Raw genomic sequence first — 25104 nt, forward strand, 5'->3', positions numbered from 1 at the left:
CATACTAAGTGAATGAAATGTCATTGACATTTTTTCGACATAATCGAGTAAAAATTAGCCAGAGACGAGCTCACACAATGACTGAAAGCAACACACTTAAGCTATTAATAATAGAAGATAACAAGGATGTTTCTGGAATTTTATGCGATTTTTTCGAGGCTCAAGATGCTGAATTAGATTTTGCCGACAATGGTGAACTAGGGCTATCATTAGCTCAACACTATGATTTTGACGCTATTATTCTTGATGTTATGTTACCTAAGTTAGATGGGTTTAGTTTATGCAAACAATTACGATCCTCAGGGTGTTCAACCCCGGTACTGATGTTAACAGCATTAGATAACAAGGAAGATCAATTACAAGGCTTTGAATGTGGCGTCGATGATTATTTAGGCAAACCTTTTGATTTAGATGTCATCAATGCACGTATTCACGCCCTAATAAAACGACATCGAGGTCGAGTCGCACCTGAAAATCTTTGTTTCGGCGATGTCATCATTGATATCACCAAACATGAAGTACACCGCAAAGGCATAAAACTGATCCTCACACCAACAACTTATCAAATTCTCTTATTACTCGTAAAAGAAGCACCTAAAGTCGTAAAGAGAGAACACATCATTGACACTATTTGGGGAAGTTCTCCCCCCACCAATGATGTGCTACGTAGTCATATGTATCAGCTGAGAAACCAACTGGATAAACCTTTCGAAAAACCCATGCTTTCGACCGTCCCCAAAATAGGGTTTCGTTTGCACTTTAATGAATAATCTTAGCCAGTTGAAACTCGCAGGGATCAATCAACAATATAATAAAATTAGAGATTCGAATCGTGATAAAAAAACAAATTTCTGCAAAAAGTTTACCTCAACGTTTATTGGTTTATTTTAGCTTTATTGCCATTATTCTAGGCTTAAGTTTGTACCTGATCACATTAAGTCTAATGCAATGGATTGAAGATGAAGTCAATCAGCATGAACTCGAAGTCAGTGCACCCTATGCGATTGAGTCTTTTAGGCAGGGGGCAAAAGAACCTCTTAAAATAGGCTTAAACACAACGGCTTACTTTTCAAATGAAGCAATCCCACAAAAATACGGTTCGTTAGATCAATATCCTCTAGGATTTTCAAGTGAAATCAATTTACCCGACACACAGCAAGCGAACAACCAAGAGCCTATATCTTTCTTTTTCTATCGTGGTGAATTTGAACTCAACGGTAAACTCACCCCCCTCTATTTAACGATGCCCACAGACAATGTTGAACTCGGCAAACATGAATGGCTCATGATTAATTTACTCGTTTTATTACTCATCATTCTATTATTTATTGCTTTTGGATTCGCCATTAATCGTATTTCTAAACGCCTCATTTCTCCCGTTTCACAATTAAGCCAACAACTCAAACAGTTAAAGCCTTTTCAACACTCTGAACCTTTTCGTGTTTCTCCAGAATCAGCATCAGAATTTACAGAGCTCAGTGACAGCCTGAACTATTACCGACAACAGAATGAACAATTAATTAAACAAGAGCAAGCCTTTGCACGCTATGCCAGCCATGAACTCAGAACACCACTGACTGTCATCACAGGCGCCGCTAAGCTTCAAGAACAAGATGCAAGTCCATCATTTCAAATAAGGCAAAGGGAGCGCATTAATCGAGCCGCACTTGAAATGCAATACACGATCGATGCGCTGTTAAATTTAGTCAAACATGAAAAAAGTATAGAGCAATCCTCGCGAACCATCACACTTGACGAAATAACACAAATTATTAATCCACTGGTACTTATCGCGCAAAAAAAACAAATTGAAATTGAAGTAACCCACACACAAATGCCCCATATTCACCCCAGCCATACTGTATTACGTATGCTCCTTACTAACCTGATCACCAATGCGATTAATGCCTCACAATCATCAAAGATCACAGTAAACATTACCCCTTCATACATTAAAGTCATTGATAAAGGCTCTGGGTTACTGCCAAATAACCAAAATACTGAAGGTCATCAACTCGGATTACTCATAGTCAAAAGCCTATGTCAGCGCTATCAATGGCAATTTGACCTTAGCAATACTCTCCCCAAAGGCTGCACCGCCACATTGACTCTTCCTGCACTACCTATGGATAAGCAGAAATAAACAATAAAAAACTGAGCTAAATCATTAACGACTAACTAAAATAAAAGTTGACGGGATAAGCATAAAGAGGACATAAATATAGTAAAAATATCAAAATATTTGTCAATAGCATATTTAGTATTGTATCCATTTACACTCATAGCGAAAGAAACACCTTGGATAGACAGTCTATCACTCGGTATAGGTCATGCTAATGGTGGGGCTGATACATACAGGTTTGCTGTACAGCACCCCTTTGCCTCTCGATTATGGCAAGGAGAGAACATGCATTTATCAGGATACAGTGAGCTTGCTGTGGGCTATTGGAATAATCATGATCAAGACATCACTACCGTATCCTTATCACCAGTATTGCAATTTTTTTTCTGCGAGAATCATTTTCTTTTTAAACCTTATATTGAACTGGGTCTGGGCATTACTTTCCTTTCAAACAAGTATATTTATGATGACACGATTAAGCAGCGTAACTTATCTAGCCATTGGCAATTTGAAGATAGAATAAGCATAGGATTTAAAATAAAAAAATATGATCTTAACCTGAGATTTTTGCATTATTCAAACGCAGGCTTTAACAACCCAAATGATGGTATGGATATGGTACAGCTGACCCTAACTTATCACATGGGGAGTGAGTCTGATGAATGACAAAATCCAGAATAAGCACCATATTATCCTTTATATTCCCATGTGCTTATTACTGAGTTATTGGGGATACATGAAAGTCGCTTTACCCGTTATACCAGATTTACTAAATAGCTTTCAAACAACACAATCTTTACTGCATCAATTCATTTCACTGGCCTTTATTCTGTCGGGTTTATCTTCAGTATTTTGGGGAGTTCTGATTGATAGAATCGAAATCAAACGTTTTCTGATCTCTCTCACAATAATCAGTATCGTTATTTTATCTTCGATTGCGATATCAACTAATGCTTGGTTTTGGGGGATCAGCTACATTGTTAGCGCTATTTTAATGGGGGGACTGATTGTCTGCTCTAGAAGTTTTGTCATGATTTATCTTACAGAAGAAGCCGATATCAAAAAAGCACTCACCATGCCGATGATTGCAGGATTTTCAGCCGCTTTTTTTATGCCCTATCTCAGTGGCTGGCTAGCCAATTACCTCGGTTGGAATTATGCTTTTCTTATTATTCCCTTTTGGCTTATCGTCTTACTTATTCTCCTGACTAAACTCCCCCCTTCAACCCAAAGTGTTGATAAAAATATGGGAATTAAAGACAACATTAACGCCATGATTAATCATCTAAAAAATAAAAATTTTTTATTTAGCATTCTCGGTATTGCCTGCATTTCTTCCATATCACAAAGTTACTATATCGCTATCATTTTTTGGCTCATGTCACATTATACCATTGCCATACAAAACTTAGCCTTATACCTCTTTCCACTATTATTTCCAGGCATGATCATCCCACTGTTTATCCAAAGAATCTATCATAAAATCAGTGAGAAGCACATGATCACTCTTTACATTGCATTATTAATCATTGCAGCCCTTATCGCTATTACTATCAGCCTCAATTTTAACATCACGAAACAGGCCAATAGTTGGTTGTGGGTCATACCCGGAGTGCTATGCAGTATCTCCATGGTATGCCTCATTCCCATTTTATCATTTCGAGCCTTGAATACCGTAAAAGATCATTATAATTCTGCTTCAGGACTACTGACGATTGCAGTTTATTCCGCCGGAGGAGTAGGCATTTATATTACCTCGTTGATCACCTTAAACCATTTCTACCTAGAGGGAGTGTTCATTTTAATAACCACTGCATTACTCATAACATGCATTAAAAAAAGCACTGAGTCATCTCAATGAAAAAACAACTAGACAAATAATATGAATGAGTATTTTTTAACTTTGAATAACGCATTTCCATTGCAATTTAAGCCTCCCTATTAATGATGAAAAGATCGTTTAAAGGCTTTATCCATTCGGCGTTGGATCACTCGTAATGCAGTATTGATTGGCGCTCTATGACGATTTGCAAGCAAGAGTAACTCATTATAAGTGACGTGAGTATTGCCTTGGTTATCATTCCACACCAACACCTTTTGTGGAAAACCATCGAGTCCAAGTGATTGTGACGCTTTCATTGCACGCCCCCCCGGACCTGGCGCACCAAATAACACTAATGTCACTTTTGGAAGCGACACACCATAATCTCGAGCAATATCTTGAAAATCAATAATGTCAAAAACAATCACATCCTTATTATCTCGAGCAATATTCACCGCCCGCTTCAATGTAGACTCAAAATCCATTTCACTGGATAAAGTGATCAAAGCAGATTCATCGATTCGAGTTAAGGTTAATGGGCTCATAACAGACTGATCAACCCCCTTCATTGCCGCGACAAGGCTTTGTTCGTACTGCTGTGCCAGTTCCACTTGTTGCCCTAAACGATATCGCTGACTCACGTAATTAAAATCATTCCAAACTAATTTCACCTCACCATGAGTCGCCTCTTGATAAACTAACAATTTAATGGGCAACTCCATTGCAATAAGGGAATTGAGCTGTAATAACTGTACTTCTAATGCCTTATTATGAAACATAACCACTTGAGTCGGCGCTAATCGACTACCTACTCGATTGGCCAAGCGAGAATGATCTATCTTCGCCACCTCATCCAATAAGGGCGCATTGGCTATATTATTTGATACACGCTGAATAATGGCATCGGTTTGCTGATAATCACTCTCAGGAATAGGTGTGAATTTAGAACATCCTAATAGCCCTCCTCCCCACACAACAACCAATAACCAAATAATAAGAGCGGTCAATATTTTGAGTGGTATAAAGAGAGTTAATCTACAAAATATCCATGTGCTTATCATCATTCATTCCTTACTTTATACCCACCATCAATCGATAAAAATAAGAATAGTTGACTACAGGATAAAATCATCACAACCGACCCCCAAATAAATGAAGGTATCAATTGTGATGAAATAAGGTGGCCTTACTGACTATTACCCACTTTAAACCAAATGGCATATAAAGCAGGTAAAAAGAGTAATGTTAATACCGTCCCGATTGCCGTCCCCCCAATCAAGGTATACGCCATTGGCCCCCAAAATGTCGAATAAGTTAATGGAATAAATGCCAGTACAGCCGCTAATGCTGTCAGTATAACGGGCCTTGAACGTTGCACCGTTGCTTCAATTAATGCGGTATGTTGCGACATTCCAGAGCTCAAATTATCCTTAATCTGCTGTATTAAAATCAGAGTATTACGCATTAGAATGCCCGATAAACCTATCAAGCCTAAAATGGCGGTAAAGCCAAATGGCTGATTAAATAACAACAAAGTCGGTACTGCACCAATTAACCCTAATGGTGCGGTTAAATACACCATCAACATAGCTGCAAATGAGCGCACTTGTAACATGATAATAAGCAAAGTCAGCCCAATCATAATAGGAAAAATAGGCAATAGTGCGTTATTCGCCATATTAGATTCTTCAATAATCCCACCTTCTTCAATAACATAGCCATTAGGTAATTGACTGATTAAAGGTGATAATGCCTCTTTTACCTCTGAGGAAACCTGATGAGGTTGCACATTTTCAGCAACATCCCCTCGAACTGTAATGATAGGCGTACGATTGCGGCGCATTAAAACAGGATCCTCTGAGCCAAATTCAACATGCCCAATTTGACTCAAAGGAATCGATTTCCCATCAGCATTGACCACATTAAAATCTTGAAATAAAGTGGGATCCCACTTTTCATGTCCCGCTGTACGAGCCACAATACCCACATTACGGATATCCTCACGCATATTCGTAATCGTCATTCCACTAATGAGAAGCTGCAGCTGCTCTGACACCTCAGACATTGACATCCCTAGTTGGCGTAAACGTTCTTTATCAACCACAAAATCAGCTTTCGGTTGTTTTTCTCCCCAATTATGATTAACGGTGCGCATATTTTTATTACTACGCATAATCTCAGCCACTTGATTGGAAATGACTCGAAGTTTATCCGGATCCGGTCCCATAACACGAAATTCAACGGGATACGGTGTATAAGGGCCAAAAACAAGTTGAGAAACACGAATTTGAGCTTCGAATGCTAATCCAGCCTGAATGGCTTTTCTCAATTTTAATTTTAAACGATCTCTTTGATTATCGTTGGCCGTCAGTATGATAATTTTTGCAAATGCAGGATCCGGAAGCTCAGGGTTATAAGATAAAAAGAATCGAGGCGCACCTTGACCGATATAAGCAGTGACGACTTTGGCTTCAGGTTGCAATTTTAACCAGCTTTCCACCTTTTGGGCCGTTTTATCCGTTAACGCAAAACTTGAACCTTCTTGCATTTGTAATTCGACCAACAACTCTGGCCTATCGGAATTAGGAAAAAATTGTTGCTGTACAAAAAGCATGCCCAAAGCAGACACTACAAAAAGTAACAAAACTGCACCGGATACTAATCGCTTATATTTCACGACCCATTGGACCACATTGCGTAATATTTGATAATTTTTTGTCGCATAAATTGCTTCATGGCCACCCGAGACTGGCTCAATATTTGGCAGTAACTTCACGCCGATATAGGGCGTGAACACCACTGCGACAACCCATGAAGCTATTAAAGCAAAACCCACAATCCAAAATATATTGCCTGCATACTCACCAGCACTTGATTGAGCAAACCCGACAGGAGTAAAGCCAATGATGGTAATTAATGTCCCAGATAGCATAGGGGATGCAGTATGACTCCAAGAATAAGCCGCGGCTTTTACTCGGCTCATGCCTTCTTCCATTTTCACCACCATAGTCTCTATGGCAATAATGGCATCATCTACAAGTAGCCCCAAAGATAGAATTAATGCGCCTAAAGTAATACGATCAAATTGCCTATCGGTTAATAGCATGATGGTAAATACAGCAGCCAAAGTTAGCGGCACAGCGGCAACAACAATAATCCCAACTCGCCATCCCATACTCAGCAAACTCACAAGCATCACCACTGAGATAGCCACAACAAATTTAAGCATAAATTCACTGAAAGCATTATCAATATTCACCGCTTGCTCAGAGATTTTACTCACCTCAACGCCAGAAGGAAGTTGTTCTCTTATCGAAGAGAACGCTTTATTCAGTGCTTCCCCCAGCGCGAGTTCATTTCCTCCTTCTCGCATGACGACACCCAATAAAATACTCGGTTCACCATTATCACGAATTTTAAATGTGGCAGGATCTTCATAACCCCGTTTAATGGATGCAATATCTTTTAATTTAAACGTAAAGCCCTTTCCAGCAATAACCGTATTGCCAATATCCTCTAAGCGATGATAAGCACCATCCAAACGCACAAACACTTTACGATCGTCAGTCTCGATAGCACCTGCAGGAGTCAGTTGGTTAGCGCTTTGCAACGCAGAAAAAATAGCAGTAGGAGAAATCCCTAAATTAGCCAATCTAGCATAAGAAAACTCCACAAAAATGCGTTCCGGTTGCTCCCCTAAAATATTCACTTTCTTAACGCCGGGTACATGAAGAAGTTGTTGCCTTACTCCTTCCGCTTGACGAGAGAGTAAACGCATTGGCAGGCTGTTCGCTTTTAATGCATATAATGCAAAGGTCACATCGGAATATTCATCATTGATGAAAGGACCTAACACACCAGAAGGTAGGCTTTTTGCCTCATCGTCTAATTTTTTACGAGCTTGATAAAATTGCTGCGCCAGCTCACTCGGCGGCATCGATGATTTAAGTGTTAGCGTCATCAACGCCATCCCTGGACGTGTTACTGTTTCGACTCTGTCATACCATCGTAATTCTTGAAGTCTTTTTTCAAGAGGTTCAGCCACTAAATTTTGCATTTCTTTTGGTGTTGCCCCCGGCCACGCGACTGATACCGTTAAGACTTTAACCGTGAACATAGGGTCTTCAGCTCGACCCAATTCAAAAAAGGAGAATACGCCAGCCAGTGTAATCGCAATAATGAGAAATAACGTAATGGATCGCTCACGTACTGCTAATGCGGATAAATTTAATTGATTCATTGCGCCTCCTGCTTATCATACAAGGCAGCTACCAGCTCGTTTTCATATAAACGGTGTGATCCTTTTGCGGCAATGAATTCATTCAATGTAAGCAATCCTTGCACACTGGCCATTTTTGCATTCATTCGCAATATATTGACTCGCCTAAAAGTGACTGTTGAGTCAATGGGATCCAGCACCCACACTCCACTGCCTTGACCATCGTTATATAACGCATCAATAGGAACAATAAAACTATTTTCAGCCGCAGGAAGTTGCAGTGTCACACTCACCGTTGACCCTAATAAAGGCAGTTGTTTACCTTCTAATTTAAAGCGCGCTTCATAAGTACGTGTGGCCACATCAGCAGCATTTGAAATTTCTCTTAAATACGCATTTTCCGTGGGTATGTTGGCATTAAAAAAACGTGCGATTGCTTGGGTGCCGAGTTCTGGATGAATTGTTTCAGGCAATCGAACCACAGCATCTCTTGGGCCATCTTGCGCTAAAACCATCATAGATTGTCCCGCCGTCACCACTTGGCCAACTTCCCCTATCACATTAGCGATCACCCCATCAGCATCTGCAACGAGAGCCGAATATTCCATTGCATGATCGGCAATAGTAGCATTCGCTTTTGCCATTGCCAGCTGAGCCTTACTTGCCCTTAATGTCGCCAAAGCATAATCATAATCTTGTTTGGAAACATAACCTGAATTAACCAATTTACGTTTTCTACTTTCATCGCTTTTCGCTTTAAAGACATCGGCTTTTGCCGCTTCAATGGCTTTATTGGCAGCAGTTAATTCTAAATGTAAATCTTTGGTATCCAGCCTCATCAATACTTGGCCTTTCTTGACATATTCCCCCGTATTGACTTCCCTCTGCAAAATCTTACCAGCAACACGAAAACTTAAATCACTTTGAACTTTGGCCTCAACAGTACCGCTAAAAGTCCTGTGCTGGCTAATATCTGGCTTAACCGACACGAATCGAATAACCGGAGGTTGCACTCTAGGGTCTATTTCTTGCTGAGATGGCTGACTACACGCATTAAGTAGCGCACAGACGAATAGGATAGTGGACAATTTATATGACATGGGAATAGGCCTATTGAACTTCAATGGGCCCATTATTAGTTACAAGTTACAAAAAGTCAAACTTGTAACCTTTGTTTTCTTGTTACAGTTTTTTAAATGGCTAGACTACGCAGCACCATATTGGTTATCGGTATCAAACTTTCATCAAGCTCTGACTCCTGTTTTTGCTCTAATAATAAGGGGTGTGAAATGAGCAACATGGTATCGCGAATAGCTAAACACACTTCATCTAAAGGCGCTTTACGGTCAAATATGCCATCTTCACGCCCTTGAACTATCACCTTTTCAATAAGGCTAAAAAGAGTAGCTTGATGATTGTTATTTGAACACCAATTATTTTCAAAACTTAATGCTGCTATCTCGTGTAACTTTTTCTCTTTAGACATGAGCTCTAAACTTTTACACATCAACATCTTGAACATTAGTCTAATTTTATGGGCCGCATTATGTTCAGTATCAGTAATGACTTCCAACTCTTTATCGAAAGCCGCTAATGTTTCAGCGCAAACCACTTCAGCAATATCTTTTTTGGATGAAAAGAATTTATAGATATAAGCATTTGAGACACCAATTGCTTTTGCAATATCACCAACCGATGTCTTGTTATACCCATAATGACTAAAGTGCTCTATTGCGACATGAATAATTTGCTCTCTTCGCTCATGGGACTCTGGCCCCCGCTGAGGAAGAGGTGTTTTTTTATTATTACTCATCGACCCTACCTAGGTGACAAAAACAAACATATGTCACCATTTTAGCATAGTCATTACAGACTAGCTATTGCCCTACATTGATTGACTTTACACCTGTTGGTATTAACTCGGTTTGCGAGCAATAATCCCTAAAATGCCTCTTCCATTACCCCCAAAGAAATTGTCTAGTTGCTCTGGAAAATTAATATCAAAATAATGGCTGTCCTCAATGATAAAACCCACATCTTCTAACAAAGCAGATAAACTTTTAACCGTAAAAAGGTGAACAAATTCCGGCAATGCATCCCCCGGCATGAGTTCAAGTTTATCTTGATGAATAAACTCCCCCATACTGGAAAGTTGAATTTGCCCAGGAAAGCGCTCCCCTGACTTTTCTCGTCGTTCAAACTCATGAATAAACTTAAGCCAATATTGATAAGGTGTGGCGACATTGATATAAAATTTACCACTGGGTATAAGCCAGTCATAAGATTTCTTCATGCCCTGTATGACATCTTCACCTTTTAAAAAGTGAAATAAGTATGAACAATGGATCCCACTAATCGAATGACGTTCAAAGTGAAAGTCGCTGGGGAAATCCCCTTGCTTTACCGTTAAAAAAGGCAATAAGGTTTTAGGCGTCTCCGCCTTTAAAATATCTAAGTGTTGCTGCTCTAAATCACAAGCAATGATCTTTTTTTTCATTGCAAGCACAGGTAACGTAGCAATACCATAAGCACAACCCATATCGATCACAGCATGTGTCGCACTGGCAGAATCTCGAATAAATGATTGACTAACCATAGAAAACTGTTTGACCATTACTCCTTTTTTGTTCAACGTACTTCTCACCCATTCATCATCGATCATGCCACCCACCAAACTTAGAAAGAATCTGTTGTCAGTATAGGATCTGTTGAGTTTTTGTGATGAGTCCTACTGTTGTTTGCAGGTTATTTATACAAGGCAGCGCCTACCGATATAATGTCGTTGTTCTCGATTTGAATGCTAACATCGCTCTATCTTCCTCCCATTCCTAGTGTCACCAATAAGCAATGATGCCGTACAAGGAGTCACGCTGAATCCACAGAAAAGTATGAGGACATTCGATAAGTAGAAGACATTTCACTCACAAGCATAAAAAGATTACTTTTTAAACTCATCGGACCAAAACATTAAAAAAAGTTTATATTATCGGTATCCGCTCACGTCCTCAAGCCATTAAGCTAGCGTTTATCTTAATGCTGTACTGAGTATTTAAAGAGGTTATCTATGCTGACATCAACACCCCTGTCGTTTTCAAATCATTATCATCAAAGTTTAGAGTCTTTAGTCGAGCAGGCCCTTATTTCATTGGAGTGTCCAGCCGAACAACTTACTAACTTCCACGCTCATTCCGGCATTCACCTTGAATTTAACCGTATCCCCAATATCACCATCAGCATTGAAAATGACAGGTTATGGCTATGGTCTGCTTTTAGTGAATTAACCCCCAAATTAATCACTCAACAGGCAGCAGAGTTACTCAGCATTTTACAGCAACCCATTCCTAATATTGAACTCGATCAAGCCATATTAGTAAAAGCAAACCAAGGTTATGAATTAAAAGCACTCGTCGATCCCAGCTGCCTATATGTTGCATCTAATCTCGGTATGATTATCGAGTATTTCTACCAAAAAGTGGATGGTATTGAAAAACTTTTTTCCCACGAACTGTAATTTAAATTCACCACCATTAAACAGAGACATTTTCTTATGCCAACAACATTATCGGTTCCAAAATCTGCTCCGCCACCACCACCAATTTCATCAACCTCCATTGAGAGTTCACGAACATCGACAAGCATCAACTCAAACACAACTTCAAGTGTAAGAGACAATTTAACAGGAATATCGAGCAGTCAAAATACAAGCCAAAGTCAATCCGTAAAGGTGCAAAAAGATGGTATCATCTATAGCCCCTTTGCCGCTGAAGACTCTGTTAAACAATGCATGGGAAAAAATATTACCCGCTTAAGACAAGGTAAAGAAGCCTATCCTGTTATCGTTAAAGATAATAATGCAAAAATGCAATTTGAAAACATAAAACAGCAAAAAATAAACCAATACTCTAGCTATGTAGAAAGACTTCAAACATCAATACAAAAAAACAACCAAAAGATACTTTCAAATAATCAAATAAACTTTACTTCTAATGAAAAGATACAGTTAAGAGAACAAATAAATAAAAATATAGAAAATCAAATAATCAAAAATCAAGGATTATTAAAAAGTAATCTTGAAATACTCAATACATATGAAAAATTAGAGGTTTACAGTAATCAAGATAGCCATTTGCTTGGAAAACTCTCACAAGGAAAACACAAACTCTACATTGTTGCACATGGTACAGCAGGAAAAGATACGCTGCAGGCTACATTGTCAAAAGATTCACCACAAATTTCATCTAACCAGCTTGCTAAAGATCTCAAAAAAGGAGGACTGAAAACCAGCTTTGATGACGTAAGAAGCGTGAGTTGTGAGAGTGCAGACACACGATCCATCACTTCTTTCAATAAGGAAGAATTACAAAAAGCAAGCCAACCTACCTATAACTTTAATTTCAGTCTGGGTTTTAAGACCTTTAAATCAATTGATCGCCAGCCCTTTGCTCAGGAACTCAGTGACGCACTCGGCGGCTTAGGTTATAAAAACATGAAGGTCACAGGCTATCACGGCTCTGGAAGAGGGATGCCTGAAGGGGTAAATCAACTTCGTGTTCTGGACGAAAACATCAACTCTGAATCTATGAGGCGATCATTGGTGAAGCAAGTCTTTACTCCTAATACCTAGATCAGTTACTTGGGCTGTAGAACATCAGCCCTGAACGATTTCTCTCGAAAATAATAAGTCATAAAGTACTGTCTGATCCGGCTCATATCCAAAATAAGCCCAAGCGTTAGCATAGGTAAAGCGACAATCAATAACATCCCTAAAAAACCATAATGCATTGTCTAATCCCTTCACTATCCGCAGTCAAAGCACTGTTAACCCATCGTTAAACCACAGTTAAAGCTGAAACCAATGAAAGCAAACAGCTAAATGTGTGTCACTTATTGCTGAGATCTAGGAATAAATAGTATAGATAAATGATTGATATGCCACTTTACATAATTTAATCAATTCATCATCTCCATCATTTTATCTAAGGCTGCATTTTTTAACGCAAAACGAAAAAAGTCCTGCGTGAGCAGGACTTTTTATCAATTCGTCTAGCGACTAATCACAAGAGTTAATCGCTAAGAGCGACATCTAGGCGCAAAGCCTAGAACGGAATATCATCATCCCAACCGTCATCCAAGTCTGGCGTGAAGTTTTGCGCTTGCTGAGGCTGCCCAGCAGGCTGGGCGGCTTGCTGTACAGGTTGTGGCGCTGGGCGCTGCTGCGGTGCATTTTGTGCAGGACGCTGTTGTTGAGGCGCAGCTTGTGGCTTAGGTGCGTAAGCAGCCTGCTGTGGCATACCTTGTTGTGGTGCTTGACCTTGAGGCTGCCCGCTATTTTGTAAACCGCTGTTTTGCTGACCACTATTTTGTTGACCACTATTTTGTTGACCACTATTTTGTTGACCATAGCCACCGTGTTGTGGTGCACTCTGGTAGCCGCCTTGCTGAGGCGCATTTTGTTGACCACTATTTTGTTGGCCATAAGCGCCTTGTTGACCGCTATTTTGTTGACCGCCATTTTGCTGACCGTAAGCACCTTGTTGACCACCGCCTTGTCCGCGGCTGTCTAACATTTGCATTTCACTGGCATTAATCTCAGTTTTATAACGATCTTGACCCGTTTGTTGATCTTGCCATTTACTGGTTTGCAATTTACCTTCAAGGTAAACTTTAGAGCCTTTTTTCAGGTACTCACCCGCCACTTCAGCCAAACGACGATACATAACAATGTTATGCCATTCAGTACGCTCTTGCTGTTGACCTTGCTGATCTTTCCACGTTTCGCTGGTCGCCACGGTAAAGTTGGCTACTGCGTTGCCATTCGGCATGTAGCGTACTTCAGGATCTTTTCCTAAGTTACCGACCAAAATTACTTTATTGACACCACGACTGGCCATTTAACTCTCCTGCAATTGCTGATAAAACCGGATCACATTGATCCCAGTTATTCATTAGGTAAAACCAAGTGCACTTAGACACTCATATTCATTGGGTGAAGCCTAACACAGCTCGAGCTTCTCTTAAATCGAAATGCGCATCTACTTTCAAATAAGCCACCTTTTCTTCCAGCACCACCATGGCCTCCGCCACGCCCTTAAGGTTAGATAGCTCACCCGCCATTTTCTTAGCATCTTGTTTATTTTCGATATTAGCTTCAAGTGTATAAGATTTCAACATCACAGGCTTTTGCATGCCTATGGTCAGCAGCAACCAAACAATAATCAAAGCTGCTGCCGCAATAAACACGCCACTCGCCCCCAAATATTGATAAGCCCCACCGCCAATCAAACCACCACAAAAGGCGCCTAAAAATTGACTAGTGGAATACACGCCCATGGCAGAACCTTTATCACCCACAGGAGAGAATTTAGCAATCAAACTAGGCAAGGATGCTTCAAGATAATTAAAGCCTGTAAAGAACAAGACAATAGCAAGCATCAACACAGTTAAGTTATGAGAAAATGTCGCCATAGCTCCCAGTGACAAGAGCATGATCATCAAAGCAATTTGAAACATAGTTTTGGTATTATTACGCTTTACGCCGATAATAATGAGCGGCACCATCAAGATAAATGAGCCAATAAAAGCCGGAAAATACAACATCCAATGTTTTTCTTTGACGAGCCCCGCATCCACTAAATCCAGCGGTAGAGCCACAAACACGGCGGTTAATACTAAATGCAAAATAAAAATACCCGCATCGAGCCTGATAAGCTGTCGATCCTTAAGCATAGCTTTTAACTTAGCAGGCACCGCAAGCGTATCACCTTTAGGCGCATGAGAAATCGGGTTGGGCACCAATAAATGCACAATTAACATGCCGACAACGGCTAACCCTGCGGTCATATAAAACAAGCCGGATAAACCAATATATTGGGCAACAATGGGCCCTACCAGCAAAGAAAGCGCAAAGGAAAAGCCAATACACATACCAATCACAGCCATAACTTTCGTTCGCTGCTCATCCCGCGTTAAATCGGCCGCTAAGGCTAACACAGCTGCCGCTATGGCACCGACACCTTGCAATGCTCGCCCCGCAACCACCCCATAGATACTGTCAGCATTAGCCGCCAATAAACTGCCTAGCGCAAACACAAAGAGTCCAATAAGAATAATCGGCTTTCGGCCAAATTTATCTGATAGTATCCCCATAGGAATTTGTAACATGGCTTGCGTTAAGCCGTAAGCGCCAATGGCAATTCCCACCCAAAGCGGCGAGAAGCCCGTCAAATTTTGTCCATAAAGAGCAAATACTGGCATGATCATAAACAAGCCCATCATGCGTAAACCAAACACACTGGCTAAAGAAAATGCGACTGTTTTTTCAGTCTTTGAAAGTCCTGTACCGATCATTACTCTGCCCTGATCATCAAACATAAATAATTTAGATCGCGCAGTTTATCATGAAGTTTTTCATTAACCCAAAAGTAAAGTCAGCTAAAGTTTAGCGATTGTTACCTGTTCACCTGATACTTTTTTATCATTACCGTGCTTAACACTGTCAAACATTCATCTGCCGTACCAACATAAAAATAAAGCTTAATGGTTTATTTTTATAATAGTTCTATTAATTTTATTCCATCTGCTTCAATGATGACTCATCAAAAAAAGCATCATAAGTTAAATATGATTAAGGAATAACATGCACACAACAAGAATGATTAATCTCAGCTGGATTGGGCTACTAATGTCAATTTCATGTAGCTCATTTGCCAAAGAAACCACACTTATCACAATTGCTGATGCTAACACATCACCTGCGGTATATATCGATCTCCCTTCCAAGGGCGATACAAACATTAACTTATTCGCTTCCACAATAAAGCTACCTGCGTATGATCAAAAAGTTATTGCTGAGTTATTTCATATTGAGTCACTCCTATACCCAAACCACTTGAAGATGCAGGATTCAGCTGGAATTAAAACGCGTTTAGGCAAGGCATTGAGTTGAGGGCTTAGTTATTCTAAGTTGATATTCAATAACGCAGAATAAAAGTGTTTTAAACCAGCCCGTTGGGAGTCCGTAAAAACGCTAACTTCTGCGTTGCATGATCTCACAAGGCAATAAGCATTCTTTCACTAATGCGCCTTGAATTAAGCCTTTTTACGGGCTCTGAAAACATGCACTTTCAAGTGGTTTGGGTATATAGTTTAACCTATGCGGCATCTAGTGATACACTAGCCTTAATCACACAAACTCGAGAGCAAGCCCATTATTCCTGTGCAGGATGTCACACAATTGACGGCAACCCTCCCATTACAGATAAATACAACAAGCAATCACCTAGGTTAGCTGGGAAAGATGTAAACTATGTAATGCGTCAGTTATTAGCCTTTCAGGCAGGAGAACGTCATACAGACGAAATGAAAGGCATTATGCAAGATTATTCCCACAGTGAAATTAATCACCAAAAAACTCTCACAAAGCGACATCAAAGAACTTGCCGCTTATATCCAGGGTATGAGCCCCTCTTCTAACCTATTCGGTAAACAATAACAGCTCTTAATTCAGTACATCACTCAAGGCTTTAAGACAAAGACTGACATTTTCACGTCGTGCGCCATACCCCATTAACCCGATGCGCCATGCTTTGCCAGCAAATGCGCCTAAGCCTGCACCAATTTCAAGGTTATAATCTTGCAATAAACGCTGACGCACCTGCGCATCATCAACGCCCTCAGGAATGAACACAGTATTGAGTTGTGGCAACCTCACATCTTCTTGCACCACAAACTTAAGGCCTAAGTTTTCTAGCCCCTGACGTAACACTAAGTGCTGCTCTTGATGTCGTTGCCATGCATTCTCTAAACCTTCTTCAGCGAGTAAACGCAAAGATTCATGCAGGGCATACAAGGCATTAACCGGCGCAGTATGGTGATAGCTGCGTTTCCCTTCGCCACTCCAATAGCCCATGACTAAGCTTTGATCGAGAAACCAACTTTGTACGGGACGCTTTCTGGCTTTCAATTTTTCCACCGCCGCAGCCGAGAAAGACACAGGTGACAAGCCTGGCACACAAGATAAACACTTTTGACTCCCCGCATAAATAGCATCTATGCCCCACTCATCGACTCTCAACTCCACTCCACCAAGTGATGTGACCGCATCTACTATGGTTAAACAATCATACTGTTTAGCAAGTGCACAAAGGGTTTTTGCATCAGACAAGGCCCCCGTTGACGTTTCCGCATGCACAAAAGCAACAAACTTGGCATCAGGATGAGCCTTAAGTGCAAGCTCAAGTGCATCGGCATCAACCGCTTCCCCCCACTCAGTATCCACCAGCACGGCGATAGCACCAATACGTTCGACATTTTGTCGCATACGTTCGCCAAACACACCATTGCGACAAACAATCACTTTATCACCGGACTCCACCAAATTCACAAAACAGGTTTCCATGCCTGCTGAGCCCGGCGCCGATACGGCTAACGTCATACTGTTTGTGGTCTGAAAGGCATATTGAATTAATGCTTTGAGCTCATCCATCATGGCCACAAATAAAGGGTCAAGGTGCCCTATGGTCGGTTTAGCTTGCGCGGCTAACACTTGCGGAGAGACATCGGAAGGACCTGGGCCCATCAACACACGTTGAGGCGGAAAAAAAGGCTGAACAGTCGGAGCAACTAACATGATATTTCCTTATAAAAACAAAACAACAAACACTAAAACAGAAAAATAACTGACACACAAAATAGCAAGCCAATAACATACCATAAGCTTAAAAAAGAATCATACTCATATAATAATCATCACTCTCCTCCATAACTTGTCACTAAAGAGTTAATTATTGTTATAATTTTAAGAAGACTTTTTAAACAGGCAACTAGAACAATTATGAAGATCAAAAAGGTATTGGCAGTGGTTGCATTCAGTTTACTCTTCTCCAGCAATGCTGGTGCGAGCGACTGGGTTACAATCACAGATATGAGTCAATTAAAATACCAAATTAAAGACGGACAAGTATGGCTACGAAATGTGAATGAGTTTAATGAGTCATGGCTAGGATGCTGTTACGCCTATTATATCGATATCACTGCTGACGAAGGTAAGGCCATTTGGTCTGCCATGCTAGCACAAATGGCCATGGGAAAACCCTATAATATAGGCGTGGTTGATAAAAGCGTTAATGGCTCAAAAATCATAATGTCAGGTAATTGGTAAATTATCTCGTTCATCCAAGTCACAATCAGAGAAAAAAGCCATGCTGAATATTCAGCATGGCTTTTTTTTCTCTATCCTATCCCTTCACTCAATTGGTCAAAAACAACTGATAAGCGGGGTTATGGGTTTCTTCTTTATACTCAAAACCTAATTTATTCAAAAATTGCTGAAAAGCCAAATTGTCCGTTTCAGGCACTTCGAAGCCTGCTAAGACGCGCCCAAAGGCCGCACCATGGTTGCGATAATGAAACAGGGTAATATTCCACTGGCTTTTTAGTGTGGTAAGAAATTGAAACAGAGCGCCTGGATGCTCTGGAAACTCGAAACAAAACAAACGCTCAGTGAGCCTTTCTGAAGGATGACCGCCCACCATATAACGCACATGCAATTTTGCAGTTTCATCCATGGATAGATCTTGCACACCAAAGCCTTCATTTTCCAAGTTAGCCACAATACCATCAAGCTCACTTTGTCCTGAAGACAGTTTAATCCCCGCAAACACCACCGCCTTATCTCGGCTGTTGAAACGGTAATTAAATTCGGTCATGACACGTTTTTCAAGGAGTTCACAAAAACGCAAAAAGATCCCTGGCTTTTCAGGCACTCGCACCGCTAAAATCGCTTCTTTTTGTTCGCCCAGCTCACAGCGTTCAGAGACATAACGTAAACTGTGAAAATTCACATTGGCGCCACTTAAAATTGCCGCGACTTTTTCCCCTTTGCCGCTATCACCGACATGCTTTTTTAGCCCCGCCAATGATAACGCCCCCGCAGGCTCGGCAATGGCGCGAGTATCTTCGAAAATGTCTTTCAATGCGGCGCAAATTTCATCGGAAGAAACCGTGATCACCTCATCCACATATTCACGGGCCAGTCTAAAAGGCTCTGCACCAATCTGCTTAACCGCCACGCCATCGGCAAACAGTCCGACTTTATCTAACACCACACGCTCACCAGCATCCAGCGCAGCTTTCAAACAAGCCGAATCTTCGGGTTCAACACCGATGATCTTCACTTGTGGCATCACCGCTTTATAATAAGCGGCAATACCTGCGATTAATCCACCACCGCCCACAGGCACAAAAATGGTTTCTAAGTCTCGTTGCTGCTGTAACATTTCTTGCGCAATCGTGCCTTGACCCGCAATGACCGCTTCATCATCAAAAGGTGCCACGTATACTCGCCCCTGGGTTTTTGCTAAATGCTGTGCATGAGCATTGGCCATATCAAAAGCTTGACCATGTAATACAACCTCTCCCCCTAAACGGCGCACCGCATCCACTTTAATATCTGGCGTGGTTTCCGGCATCACAATCACCGCACTAATGCCTCTTGCTACTGCTGACATAGCCACGCCTTGAGCATGATTTCCCGCAGAGGCACAGACAACACCACACTGACACTCATCTGCGGTTAATTCAGCAATCTTGTTATAAGCACCGCGTAGTTTAAACGAATGCACTGGCTGTAAATCTTCTCGCTTTAAGAAAACCTGGCAACCTAAACGCGCAGACAGCTTATTTAAACTCGATAATGGCGTCACTTTAGCCACGTCATAAACAGAGCTTAATAAAATTTTCTGTAGATAATATTGCGCCAATTCCAGTTGTGATTGTGAAGCTAATGCGAGCATATCAAACCTCAATGACAGGGCTTAAACTTGCCCTATCTCAGATAAAAAACTACAGCTTAGTGAGATCCCGTACCGCGCCTTTATCGGCACTGGTCGCGAGTAACGCATAAGCTTTTAACGCTGACGAAACCTGTCTAACACGACCAACGGGTTTCCAAGCATCTTTTCCTCGACCTTCCATCGCATCACGGCGAGCGTTAAGCTCATCATCACTAATGGCTAATTTAATCGAGCGTGCAGGAATATCGATTTCAATGCGATCCCCTGTTTCCACTAACCCTATGGTGCCACCCGCTGCCGCTTCAGGCGAAACATGACCAATAGACAAACCTGACGTGCCGCCAGAAAAACGCCCATCGGTAATAAGTGCACAAGCCTTACCCAAACCGCGAGATTTTAAATAACTGGTAGGATAGAGCATTTCTTGCATGCCAGGTCCACCTTTAGGGCCTTCATAGCGAATGACCACCACATCACCGGCAACCACTTCTCCACCTAAAATCCCGGCCACCGCATCGTCTTGACTCTCATACACTCGTGCCGTGCCGACAAAGGTATGGTTTTCTTCATCCACTCCAGCGGTTTTCACAATGCAGCCGTCAAGGGCAATATTTCCAGACAATACCGCTAGACCCCCTTCTTGACTAAAGGCAAATTCCCGTGTGCGAATACAGCCCCCTTCACGGTCAATATCAAGGCTTGCCCAGCGACAACTTTGACTGAAAGCTTGCGTCGTTGGGATCCCAGCAGGGCCTGCTGAGAAGAATTTGTGTACGGCCGCATCTTCACTTTGCGCTACATCATATTTAGCCAATACTGCTTTTAACGTATCACCTGCCACATGGGGTACTTCATTATGCAGCAACCCAGCTCTATCAAGCTCACCTAAAATCCCCATCACTCCACCAGCACGATGTACATCTTCCATATGATATTCAGGTGTTGACGGCGCAACTTTACAAAGGTGAGGCACAAGACGTGATAATCTATCGATGTCATCCATGGTAAAGTCTACTTCAGCTTCACGCGCTGCGGCCAGTAAATGTAATACCGTATTGCTTGAGCCTCCCATGGCAATATCCAGTGTCATCGCATTTTCAAAGGCTTTAAAACTGGCAATATTACGGGGCAATGCGGAGACATCATCATGTTTGTAATAACGCGTCGTTAAATCCATCACCCGTCTGCCAGCCTCTAAAAATAACTCCCGGCGATCGGCGTGAGTGGCCAACATAGAGCCATTACCCGGCAGCGACAACCCTAAGGCTTCTGTTAAACAGTTCATTGAATTTGCTGTAAACATTCCCGAGCAAGAACCACAGGTTGGGCAAGCACTGCGTTCGATTTTTTCGCTATCTTCATCTGACACACGATCGTCCGCACCCGCCACCATCGCATCCACCAAATCAAGTTTGATGATATTATCAGACAACTTAGTCTTACCCGCTTCCATCGGTCCACCGGACACAAACACCACAGGAATATTAAGCCTTAAAGCAGCCATCAACATACCGGGCGTGATCTTATCGCAGTTTGAAATACACACTAAAGCATCTGCGCAATGCGCATTAACCATGTACTCGACACTATCGGCAATCAATTCCCGTGAAGGCAAGCTGTACAGCATGCCGCCATGACCCATAGCAATACCATCGTCAACAGCAATCGTATTGAATTCCTTAGCAATACCTCCTGCTTCTTCGATGGCACCAGCCACTAACGAGCCCATGTCTTTTAAATGCACATGCCCTGGAACAAATTGCGTGAAAGAATTAGAAATAGCGATGATCGGCTTACCGAAATCGTTATCTTTTACACCCGTTGCGCGCCAGAGTGCACGAGCACCCGCCATGTTACGGCCTTCGGTACTGGTAGCTGAACGTAATTTTGGCATTGCGATTGTCCTATCTTTGAGAAAAATAGCCCTATATTGTTAATGGACTATAACTCTTATATCAATAACGCTAAAACGGCTATGCTAAAAACAGCCAACTTTAGCCACGACTCATTCTCATTTCAAAGGCTCTAACCAGCCCCATTTGTCTTTTGTCTCTCCAGTAAATAAACCAAAGAAGCTATGTTGGACTTTTTTGGTGATGGGCCCACGATGACCTTCACCAATCTCAATTCTATCGACACTGCGCACAGGTACAATTTCAGCAGCTGTGCCCGTCATAAAGATTTCATCAGCAAGATAGAGAAACTCACGGGACATGGCTTCTTCAACCACGTCATAACCCATATCTCTTGCCAGAACCATAATGGTGTCGCGAGTCAGTCCCATCAAAATAGCAGCGGTGGCTGGTGGGGTGTAAATTTTGTTTTTCTTCACCACAAATAAATTGGCACCCGCCCCTTCACTCACTAGACCGTTAGTATCCAGCGCAATGCCTTCATCAAAACCATTACGCTTGGCTTCTGTAGAGATTTGCAGCGATGACAAATAATTGCCACCCGCTTTAGCACCTGTCGGAATAGTATTGGCCGCTAAGCGATTCCAAGACGTAACAGCCACATCAACGCCGGCTTCCATGCTATCTTCACCTAAATAGGCACCCCACGGAAAACCAGCAACCAACAAATCACAAACCGCATCTTTCGGCGGTGTGATCCCCATGCCCACATCACCATAAAACGCCAAAGGACGAATATAAGCACTGGTTAAGTCATTCTTAAGCACACTATCGGTACAAGCTTGCATCACCTCGTCAAAAGTATAGGGAATAGGCATACGATAAATTTTTGCAGAATCAAATAAACGCTGCACATGATCCGTTAATCGAAAACCCGCTGGCCCCAAGTGCGTGTCATAAACACGTATGCCTTCAAATACAGAGGTTCCGTAGTGCAACGCATGAGACATGACATGTACTTTTGCATTCGCCCAAGGCATGATTGCACCATTAAACCAAATATACTCTGCTGTTTTTGCGGCCATTATTTTTTTCCTTATACCCTAGCAAGTTTGTTTTCTGTCTGAGACGGCAATGCTTGACAGTCAAGCACGTCAATCAACTTATCCAGTTGATTACTAAGTAATGTAATTGCCCGCTCACTCTCTACGACTACATTCACCATACTAGTCTCATTTTCATGGACTTGCATGTTCATACTCATCACCTTAAACCCGCGATGACGAATAACTCTTAACACACGCTCTAATACTTCTGCACGTTGGTGTACTGTTAAAATCATGTCGTAGATCATATTTGCGTCTCCGTTCCATCCATCATATTGTGATTCGCCGCCCCAGGCGGCACTAAAGGCCAAACATTATGTGCATCATCAATAGCGACATGTAATAAAAAAGCCCCTTTTGCATTCAACATTTCATCCAGCCCCGATTCAACTTCGCTTGCCTTATCAATGCTGCGACCGGGAATATCAAATGCCGACGCTAAACGCACAAAATCAGGGTTATCAGATAAATCGGTTTCACTATAACGCTCTTCAAAAAAAAGTTGTTGCCATTGCTTCACCATGCCCAACTTTTGATTATCAATAAGCAATATTTTAACGGGGATTTGTTTGCGTTTAAGGGTTGCTAGCTCTTGCACATTCATCATAAAAGAGCCATCCCCAGACACAGCAACCACTGTTGCATTCGGGCGACTGACTTTGGCGCCAATAGCGGCAGGCAAACCAAAGCCCATAGTGCCAAGTCCACCACTGGACAAATGATTCTCAGGTCTATCAAACCACATATGCTGAGCAACCCACATTTGGTGTTGACCCACATCACAACTCACAACACTGTCTTTAGGCAATTTTTGCGCTAAGCGCCTTAGCATTGCAGGGGCGTAAATCAGCTCACCTGGGCAATCATAATCTCGCTCATGAGTCACTTGCAGCTGCTTAACTTCATCCCGCCATGCATCAATAGCTAATGGTTGACTAATAGCAGGTAAGACTTCACGTAAATCACTGGCAATTGCCACATCCGCTGCCCGTAATTTACCCAATTCTGCTGCATCGATATCTAAATGAAGCACTTTTGCCTTATTGGCAAAACACGACAAACGTCCTGTGACACGATCATCAAACCTTGCACCAACCACCACCAATAAATCACTTTCTTGCACAGCAATATTCGCCTCTTTAGAACCATGCATACCCAGCATGCCTAAATAGCCCGGCGTATCAATAGTAATGCTACCCAGTCCTTTCAACGTCGAAACGGAAGGCATACCAGTGACATCGATGAAATCACGTAATTGGCTCACGGCATTTGCCATGCCCACACCACCACCAGCATAAATAATAGGCTTTTTTGCCTCTTGTAATAACGCTTTTGCCGCAAGAATATCGGCATCTAGATGCCAAGGCTCTGGCAAAACGGCATGTAGAGGGGTTTTATATTCAAGCATAGCCACTTGAATATCTTTAGGAATATCGACTAAAACGGGACCTGGACGACCCGAGGCGGCAATTTCAAATGCTTGATACAATGTCGGAATAAGTTCATCTATATGGGTCACCATGAAGCTGTGTTTCGTACAAGACAGTGACATGCCGAGCATATCAATCTCTTGAAAGGCATCGGTACCAATCAGGTGATTAGGCACTTGACCAGTTATCGCCACCATAGGCACAGAGTCGAGTAATGCATCCGCTAAAGTCGTGACAAGATTTGTTGCACCGGGACCTGAAGTCGCAAAACACACGCCTATTCGTCCACTGGCTCTAGCATACCCTAATGCCGCAAAAGCCGCCCCTTGTTCATGCCGACTTAACAGGTGCTCAACAGAACTGCCATGAAGCGCATCATAGAGCGGCATAATGGCTCCACCAGGATAACCAAATATTGTATTCACACCGTGGGCGACTAATACTTTAATCACCGCATCAGCACCGCGAATTTTCTGCCCTTGTCCCATCGATTCCGTTACCTCTAATTGCCATAAATTACAAAAATGTGCGCTTTAATGACCACTTAAACTTCATATGCCCTAAACAAAAAACCCCCCAGTCCTTTCGGAGCGGGGGGTTAGTAGCAATCTTTTTACCTGATTTAGGTCTGTCGATTTAGCGTACGCTGCCCCCGCTGTGACTTGAGAGCCACGACGGTAATAATCACAATAATGAGCTTGGCAGCTAAATGACGCATCGTTAACATGTTTCCTGATCAGTTTGTTTGCATAAATTTGGT

At 41.9% G+C, this 25104-nt stretch carries 22 protein-coding genes; 9 read left to right on the top strand and 13 right to left on the bottom strand.

The features are described 5' to 3' along the window. The first annotated feature begins 77 nt into the window (after window positions 1-77). The 4 genes from Q0779_RS14640 (at window position 78) to Q0779_RS14655 (ending at window position 3983) form a co-directional block, all read left to right on the top strand. Window positions 78-770 (top strand): response regulator transcription factor, encoded by a 693-nt coding sequence (locus Q0779_RS14640; protein ID WP_298773612.1) that lies wholly within the window; start codon window positions 78-80, stop codon window positions 768-770. 62 nt (window positions 771-832) lie between these two features. After that, the gene (locus Q0779_RS14645; protein WP_298773613.1) at window positions 833-2143 is read left to right on the top strand and encodes a HAMP domain-containing sensor histidine kinase; all 1311 of its coding nucleotides are present in this window, start codon (window positions 833-835) and stop codon (window positions 2141-2143) included. A 120-nt stretch (window positions 2144-2263) separates the two neighbouring features. Then, on the top strand, window positions 2264-2788 hold the full coding sequence (locus tag Q0779_RS14650) for an acyloxyacyl hydrolase (protein ID WP_298773614.1): 525 nt from the start codon (window positions 2264-2266) through the stop codon (window positions 2786-2788). After that, window positions 2781-3983, top strand: a complete 1203-nt coding sequence (locus Q0779_RS14655; protein ID WP_298773615.1) for an MFS transporter — start codon at window positions 2781-2783, stop codon at window positions 3981-3983. The genes Q0779_RS14650 and Q0779_RS14655 overlap by 8 nt, the downstream gene beginning before the upstream one ends. A gap of 80 nt (window positions 3984-4063) precedes the next feature. Here the strand turns inward: Q0779_RS14655 and Q0779_RS14660 are convergent, their stop codons facing one another. The 5 genes from Q0779_RS14660 to Q0779_RS14680 all read right to left on the bottom strand — a co-directional run bounded on the left by Q0779_RS14660 (window position 4064) and on the right by Q0779_RS14680 (window position 10825). Further along, window positions 4064-5008, bottom strand: a complete 945-nt coding sequence (locus Q0779_RS14660) for a DUF302 domain-containing protein (protein WP_298773616.1) — start codon at window positions 5006-5008, stop codon at window positions 4064-4066. A gap of 122 nt (window positions 5009-5130) precedes the next feature. Beyond that, window positions 5131-8184, bottom strand: coding sequence for an efflux RND transporter permease subunit (locus Q0779_RS14665; protein ID WP_298773617.1), 3054 nt, complete (start codon window positions 8182-8184; stop codon window positions 5131-5133). After that, window positions 8181-9263, bottom strand: a complete 1083-nt coding sequence (locus Q0779_RS14670) for an efflux RND transporter periplasmic adaptor subunit (RefSeq protein WP_298773618.1) — start codon at window positions 9261-9263, stop codon at window positions 8181-8183. Before Q0779_RS14670 ends, Q0779_RS14665 begins: the two co-directional genes overlap by 4 nt. Before the next feature lie 92 nt (window positions 9264-9355). Next, complete coding sequence (locus Q0779_RS14675; protein ID WP_298773619.1) at window positions 9356-9976, bottom strand: TetR/AcrR family transcriptional regulator; 621 nt, start codon at window positions 9974-9976, stop codon at window positions 9356-9358. A gap of 102 nt (window positions 9977-10078) precedes the next feature. Continuing rightward, complete coding sequence (locus Q0779_RS14680; RefSeq protein WP_298773620.1) at window positions 10079-10825, bottom strand: class I SAM-dependent methyltransferase; 747 nt, start codon at window positions 10823-10825, stop codon at window positions 10079-10081. Between the two features lie 402 nt (window positions 10826-11227). Here Q0779_RS14680 and Q0779_RS14685 point away from each other — a divergent pair, with 402 nt between their 5' ends. Both Q0779_RS14685 and Q0779_RS14690 read left to right on the top strand, forming a co-directional pair. Then, complete coding sequence (locus tag Q0779_RS14685; protein ID WP_298773621.1) at window positions 11228-11674, top strand: hypothetical protein; 447 nt, start codon at window positions 11228-11230, stop codon at window positions 11672-11674. Between the two features lie 36 nt (window positions 11675-11710). Continuing rightward, window positions 11711-12787, top strand: a complete 1077-nt coding sequence (locus Q0779_RS14690) for a hypothetical protein (protein ID WP_298773622.1) — start codon at window positions 11711-11713, stop codon at window positions 12785-12787. A gap of 472 nt (window positions 12788-13259) precedes the next feature. Here Q0779_RS14690 and Q0779_RS14695 read toward each other — a convergent pair whose 3' ends face one another. Further along, entirely contained in the window at window positions 13260-14054 is a 795-nt protein-coding gene (locus tag Q0779_RS14695; RefSeq protein WP_298773623.1) for a single-stranded DNA-binding protein, read from the bottom strand. A gap of 88 nt (window positions 14055-14142) precedes the next feature. After that, window positions 14143-15510: an MFS transporter gene (locus tag Q0779_RS14700; RefSeq protein WP_298773624.1), complete on the bottom strand. Its 1368-nt coding sequence runs from the start codon at window positions 15508-15510 to the stop codon at window positions 14143-14145. Between the two features lie 289 nt (window positions 15511-15799). Between Q0779_RS14700 and Q0779_RS14705 the strand changes: the two genes are divergently transcribed. Together Q0779_RS14705 and Q0779_RS14710 are read left to right on the top strand one after the other, a co-directional pair. Continuing rightward, complete coding sequence (locus Q0779_RS14705; RefSeq protein WP_298773625.1) at window positions 15800-16108, top strand: hypothetical protein; 309 nt, start codon at window positions 15800-15802, stop codon at window positions 16106-16108. A 131-nt stretch (window positions 16109-16239) separates the two neighbouring features. After that, a complete protein-coding gene (locus Q0779_RS14710) occupies window positions 16240-16635 on the top strand; it encodes a hypothetical protein (RefSeq protein WP_298773627.1) in 396 nt (131 codons plus the stop codon). A 25-nt stretch (window positions 16636-16660) separates the two neighbouring features. Here the strand turns inward: Q0779_RS14710 and Q0779_RS14715 are convergent, their stop codons facing one another. Next, entirely contained in the window at window positions 16661-17791 is a 1131-nt protein-coding gene (locus Q0779_RS14715) for an alanine--glyoxylate aminotransferase family protein (RefSeq protein WP_298773628.1), read from the bottom strand. A 204-nt stretch (window positions 17792-17995) separates the two neighbouring features. On the opposite strand from Q0779_RS14715, the gene Q0779_RS14720 reads away from it, so the two are divergent. After that, window positions 17996-18322, top strand: coding sequence for a hypothetical protein (locus Q0779_RS14720; RefSeq protein ID WP_298773630.1), 327 nt, complete (start codon window positions 17996-17998; stop codon window positions 18320-18322). An 88-nt stretch (window positions 18323-18410) separates the two neighbouring features. On the opposite strand, the gene ilvA is transcribed toward Q0779_RS14720, so the two are convergent. The 5 genes from ilvA to ilvG all read right to left on the bottom strand — a co-directional run bounded on the left by ilvA (window position 18411) and on the right by ilvG (window position 24832). Then, on the bottom strand, window positions 18411-19955 hold the full coding sequence (ilvA, locus tag Q0779_RS14725; RefSeq protein WP_298773632.1) for a threonine ammonia-lyase, biosynthetic: 1545 nt from the start codon (window positions 19953-19955) through the stop codon (window positions 18411-18413). Window positions 19956-20004: 49 nt separating this feature from the next. Next, on the bottom strand, window positions 20005-21849 hold the full coding sequence (gene ilvD / locus Q0779_RS14730) for a dihydroxy-acid dehydratase (protein WP_298773634.1): 1845 nt from the start codon (window positions 21847-21849) through the stop codon (window positions 20005-20007). Window positions 21850-21966: 117 nt separating this feature from the next. Next, entirely contained in the window at window positions 21967-22893 is a 927-nt protein-coding gene (locus Q0779_RS14735) for a branched-chain amino acid transaminase (protein WP_298773636.1), read from the bottom strand. Window positions 22894-22904: 11 nt separating this feature from the next. After that, window positions 22905-23162 (bottom strand): acetolactate synthase 2 small subunit, encoded by a 258-nt coding sequence (ilvM, locus tag Q0779_RS14740; RefSeq protein ID WP_298773637.1) that lies wholly within the window; start codon window positions 23160-23162, stop codon window positions 22905-22907. Further along, window positions 23159-24832: an acetolactate synthase 2 catalytic subunit gene (gene ilvG, locus Q0779_RS14745; protein ID WP_298773639.1), complete on the bottom strand. Its 1674-nt coding sequence runs from the start codon at window positions 24830-24832 to the stop codon at window positions 23159-23161. Before ilvG ends, ilvM begins: the two co-directional genes overlap by 4 nt. Window positions 24833-25104 lie beyond the last annotated feature (272 nt).

This window comes from uncultured Shewanella sp. (assembly GCF_947491715.1).
In the GTDB taxonomy this organism is placed as follows: Bacteria; Pseudomonadota; Gammaproteobacteria; order Enterobacterales; family Shewanellaceae; genus Shewanella.

Excerpts from the sequence above, each read along its gene's own strand:
- Q0779_RS14710 (WP_298773627.1), top strand. The coding sequence starts at position 16,240 with ATGCGCCTTGAATTAAGCCTTTTTACGGGCTCTGAAAACATGCACTTT.
- ilvG (WP_298773639.1), bottom strand. The coding sequence starts at position 24,832 with ATGGGACAAGGGCAGAAAATTCGCGGTGCTGATGCGGTGATTAAAGTA.
- ilvD (WP_298773634.1), bottom strand. The coding sequence starts at position 21,849 with ATGCCAAAATTACGTTCAGCTACCAGTACCGAAGGCCGTAACATGGCG.
- Q0779_RS14715 (WP_298773628.1), bottom strand. The coding sequence starts at position 17,791 with ATGTTAGTTGCTCCGACTGTTCAGCCTTTTTTTCCGCCTCAACGTGTG.
- Q0779_RS14680 (WP_298773620.1), bottom strand. The coding sequence starts at position 10,825 with ATGATCGATGATGAATGGGTGAGAAGTACGTTGAACAAAAAAGGAGTA.
- Q0779_RS14675 (WP_298773619.1), bottom strand. The coding sequence starts at position 9,976 with ATGAGTAATAATAAAAAAACACCTCTTCCTCAGCGGGGGCCAGAGTCC.
- Q0779_RS14705 (WP_298773625.1), top strand. The coding sequence starts at position 15,800 with ATGCACACAACAAGAATGATTAATCTCAGCTGGATTGGGCTACTAATG.
- ilvM (WP_298773637.1), bottom strand. The coding sequence starts at position 23,162 with ATGATCTACGACATGATTTTAACAGTACACCAACGTGCAGAAGTATTA.
- Q0779_RS14665 (WP_298773617.1), bottom strand. The coding sequence starts at position 8,184 with ATGAATCAATTAAATTTATCCGCATTAGCAGTACGTGAGCGATCCATT.
- Q0779_RS14660 (WP_298773616.1), bottom strand. The coding sequence starts at position 5,008 with ATGATGATAAGCACATGGATATTTTGTAGATTAACTCTCTTTATACCA.
- Q0779_RS14690 (WP_298773622.1), top strand. The coding sequence starts at position 11,711 with ATGCCAACAACATTATCGGTTCCAAAATCTGCTCCGCCACCACCACCA.
- Q0779_RS14695 (WP_298773623.1), bottom strand. The coding sequence starts at position 14,054 with ATGGCCAGTCGTGGTGTCAATAAAGTAATTTTGGTCGGTAACTTAGGA.
- Q0779_RS14735 (WP_298773636.1), bottom strand. The coding sequence starts at position 22,893 with ATGGCCGCAAAAACAGCAGAGTATATTTGGTTTAATGGTGCAATCATG.
- Q0779_RS14655 (WP_298773615.1), top strand. The coding sequence starts at position 2,781 with ATGAATGACAAAATCCAGAATAAGCACCATATTATCCTTTATATTCCC.
- Q0779_RS14720 (WP_298773630.1), top strand. The coding sequence starts at position 17,996 with ATGAAGATCAAAAAGGTATTGGCAGTGGTTGCATTCAGTTTACTCTTC.
- ilvA (WP_298773632.1), bottom strand. The coding sequence starts at position 19,955 with ATGCTCGCATTAGCTTCACAATCACAACTGGAATTGGCGCAATATTAT.
- Q0779_RS14670 (WP_298773618.1), bottom strand. The coding sequence starts at position 9,263 with ATGTCATATAAATTGTCCACTATCCTATTCGTCTGTGCGCTACTTAAT.
- Q0779_RS14640 (WP_298773612.1), top strand. The coding sequence starts at position 78 with ATGACTGAAAGCAACACACTTAAGCTATTAATAATAGAAGATAACAAG.
- Q0779_RS14700 (WP_298773624.1), bottom strand. The coding sequence starts at position 15,510 with ATGATCGGTACAGGACTTTCAAAGACTGAAAAAACAGTCGCATTTTCT.
- Q0779_RS14685 (WP_298773621.1), top strand. The coding sequence starts at position 11,228 with ATGCTGACATCAACACCCCTGTCGTTTTCAAATCATTATCATCAAAGT.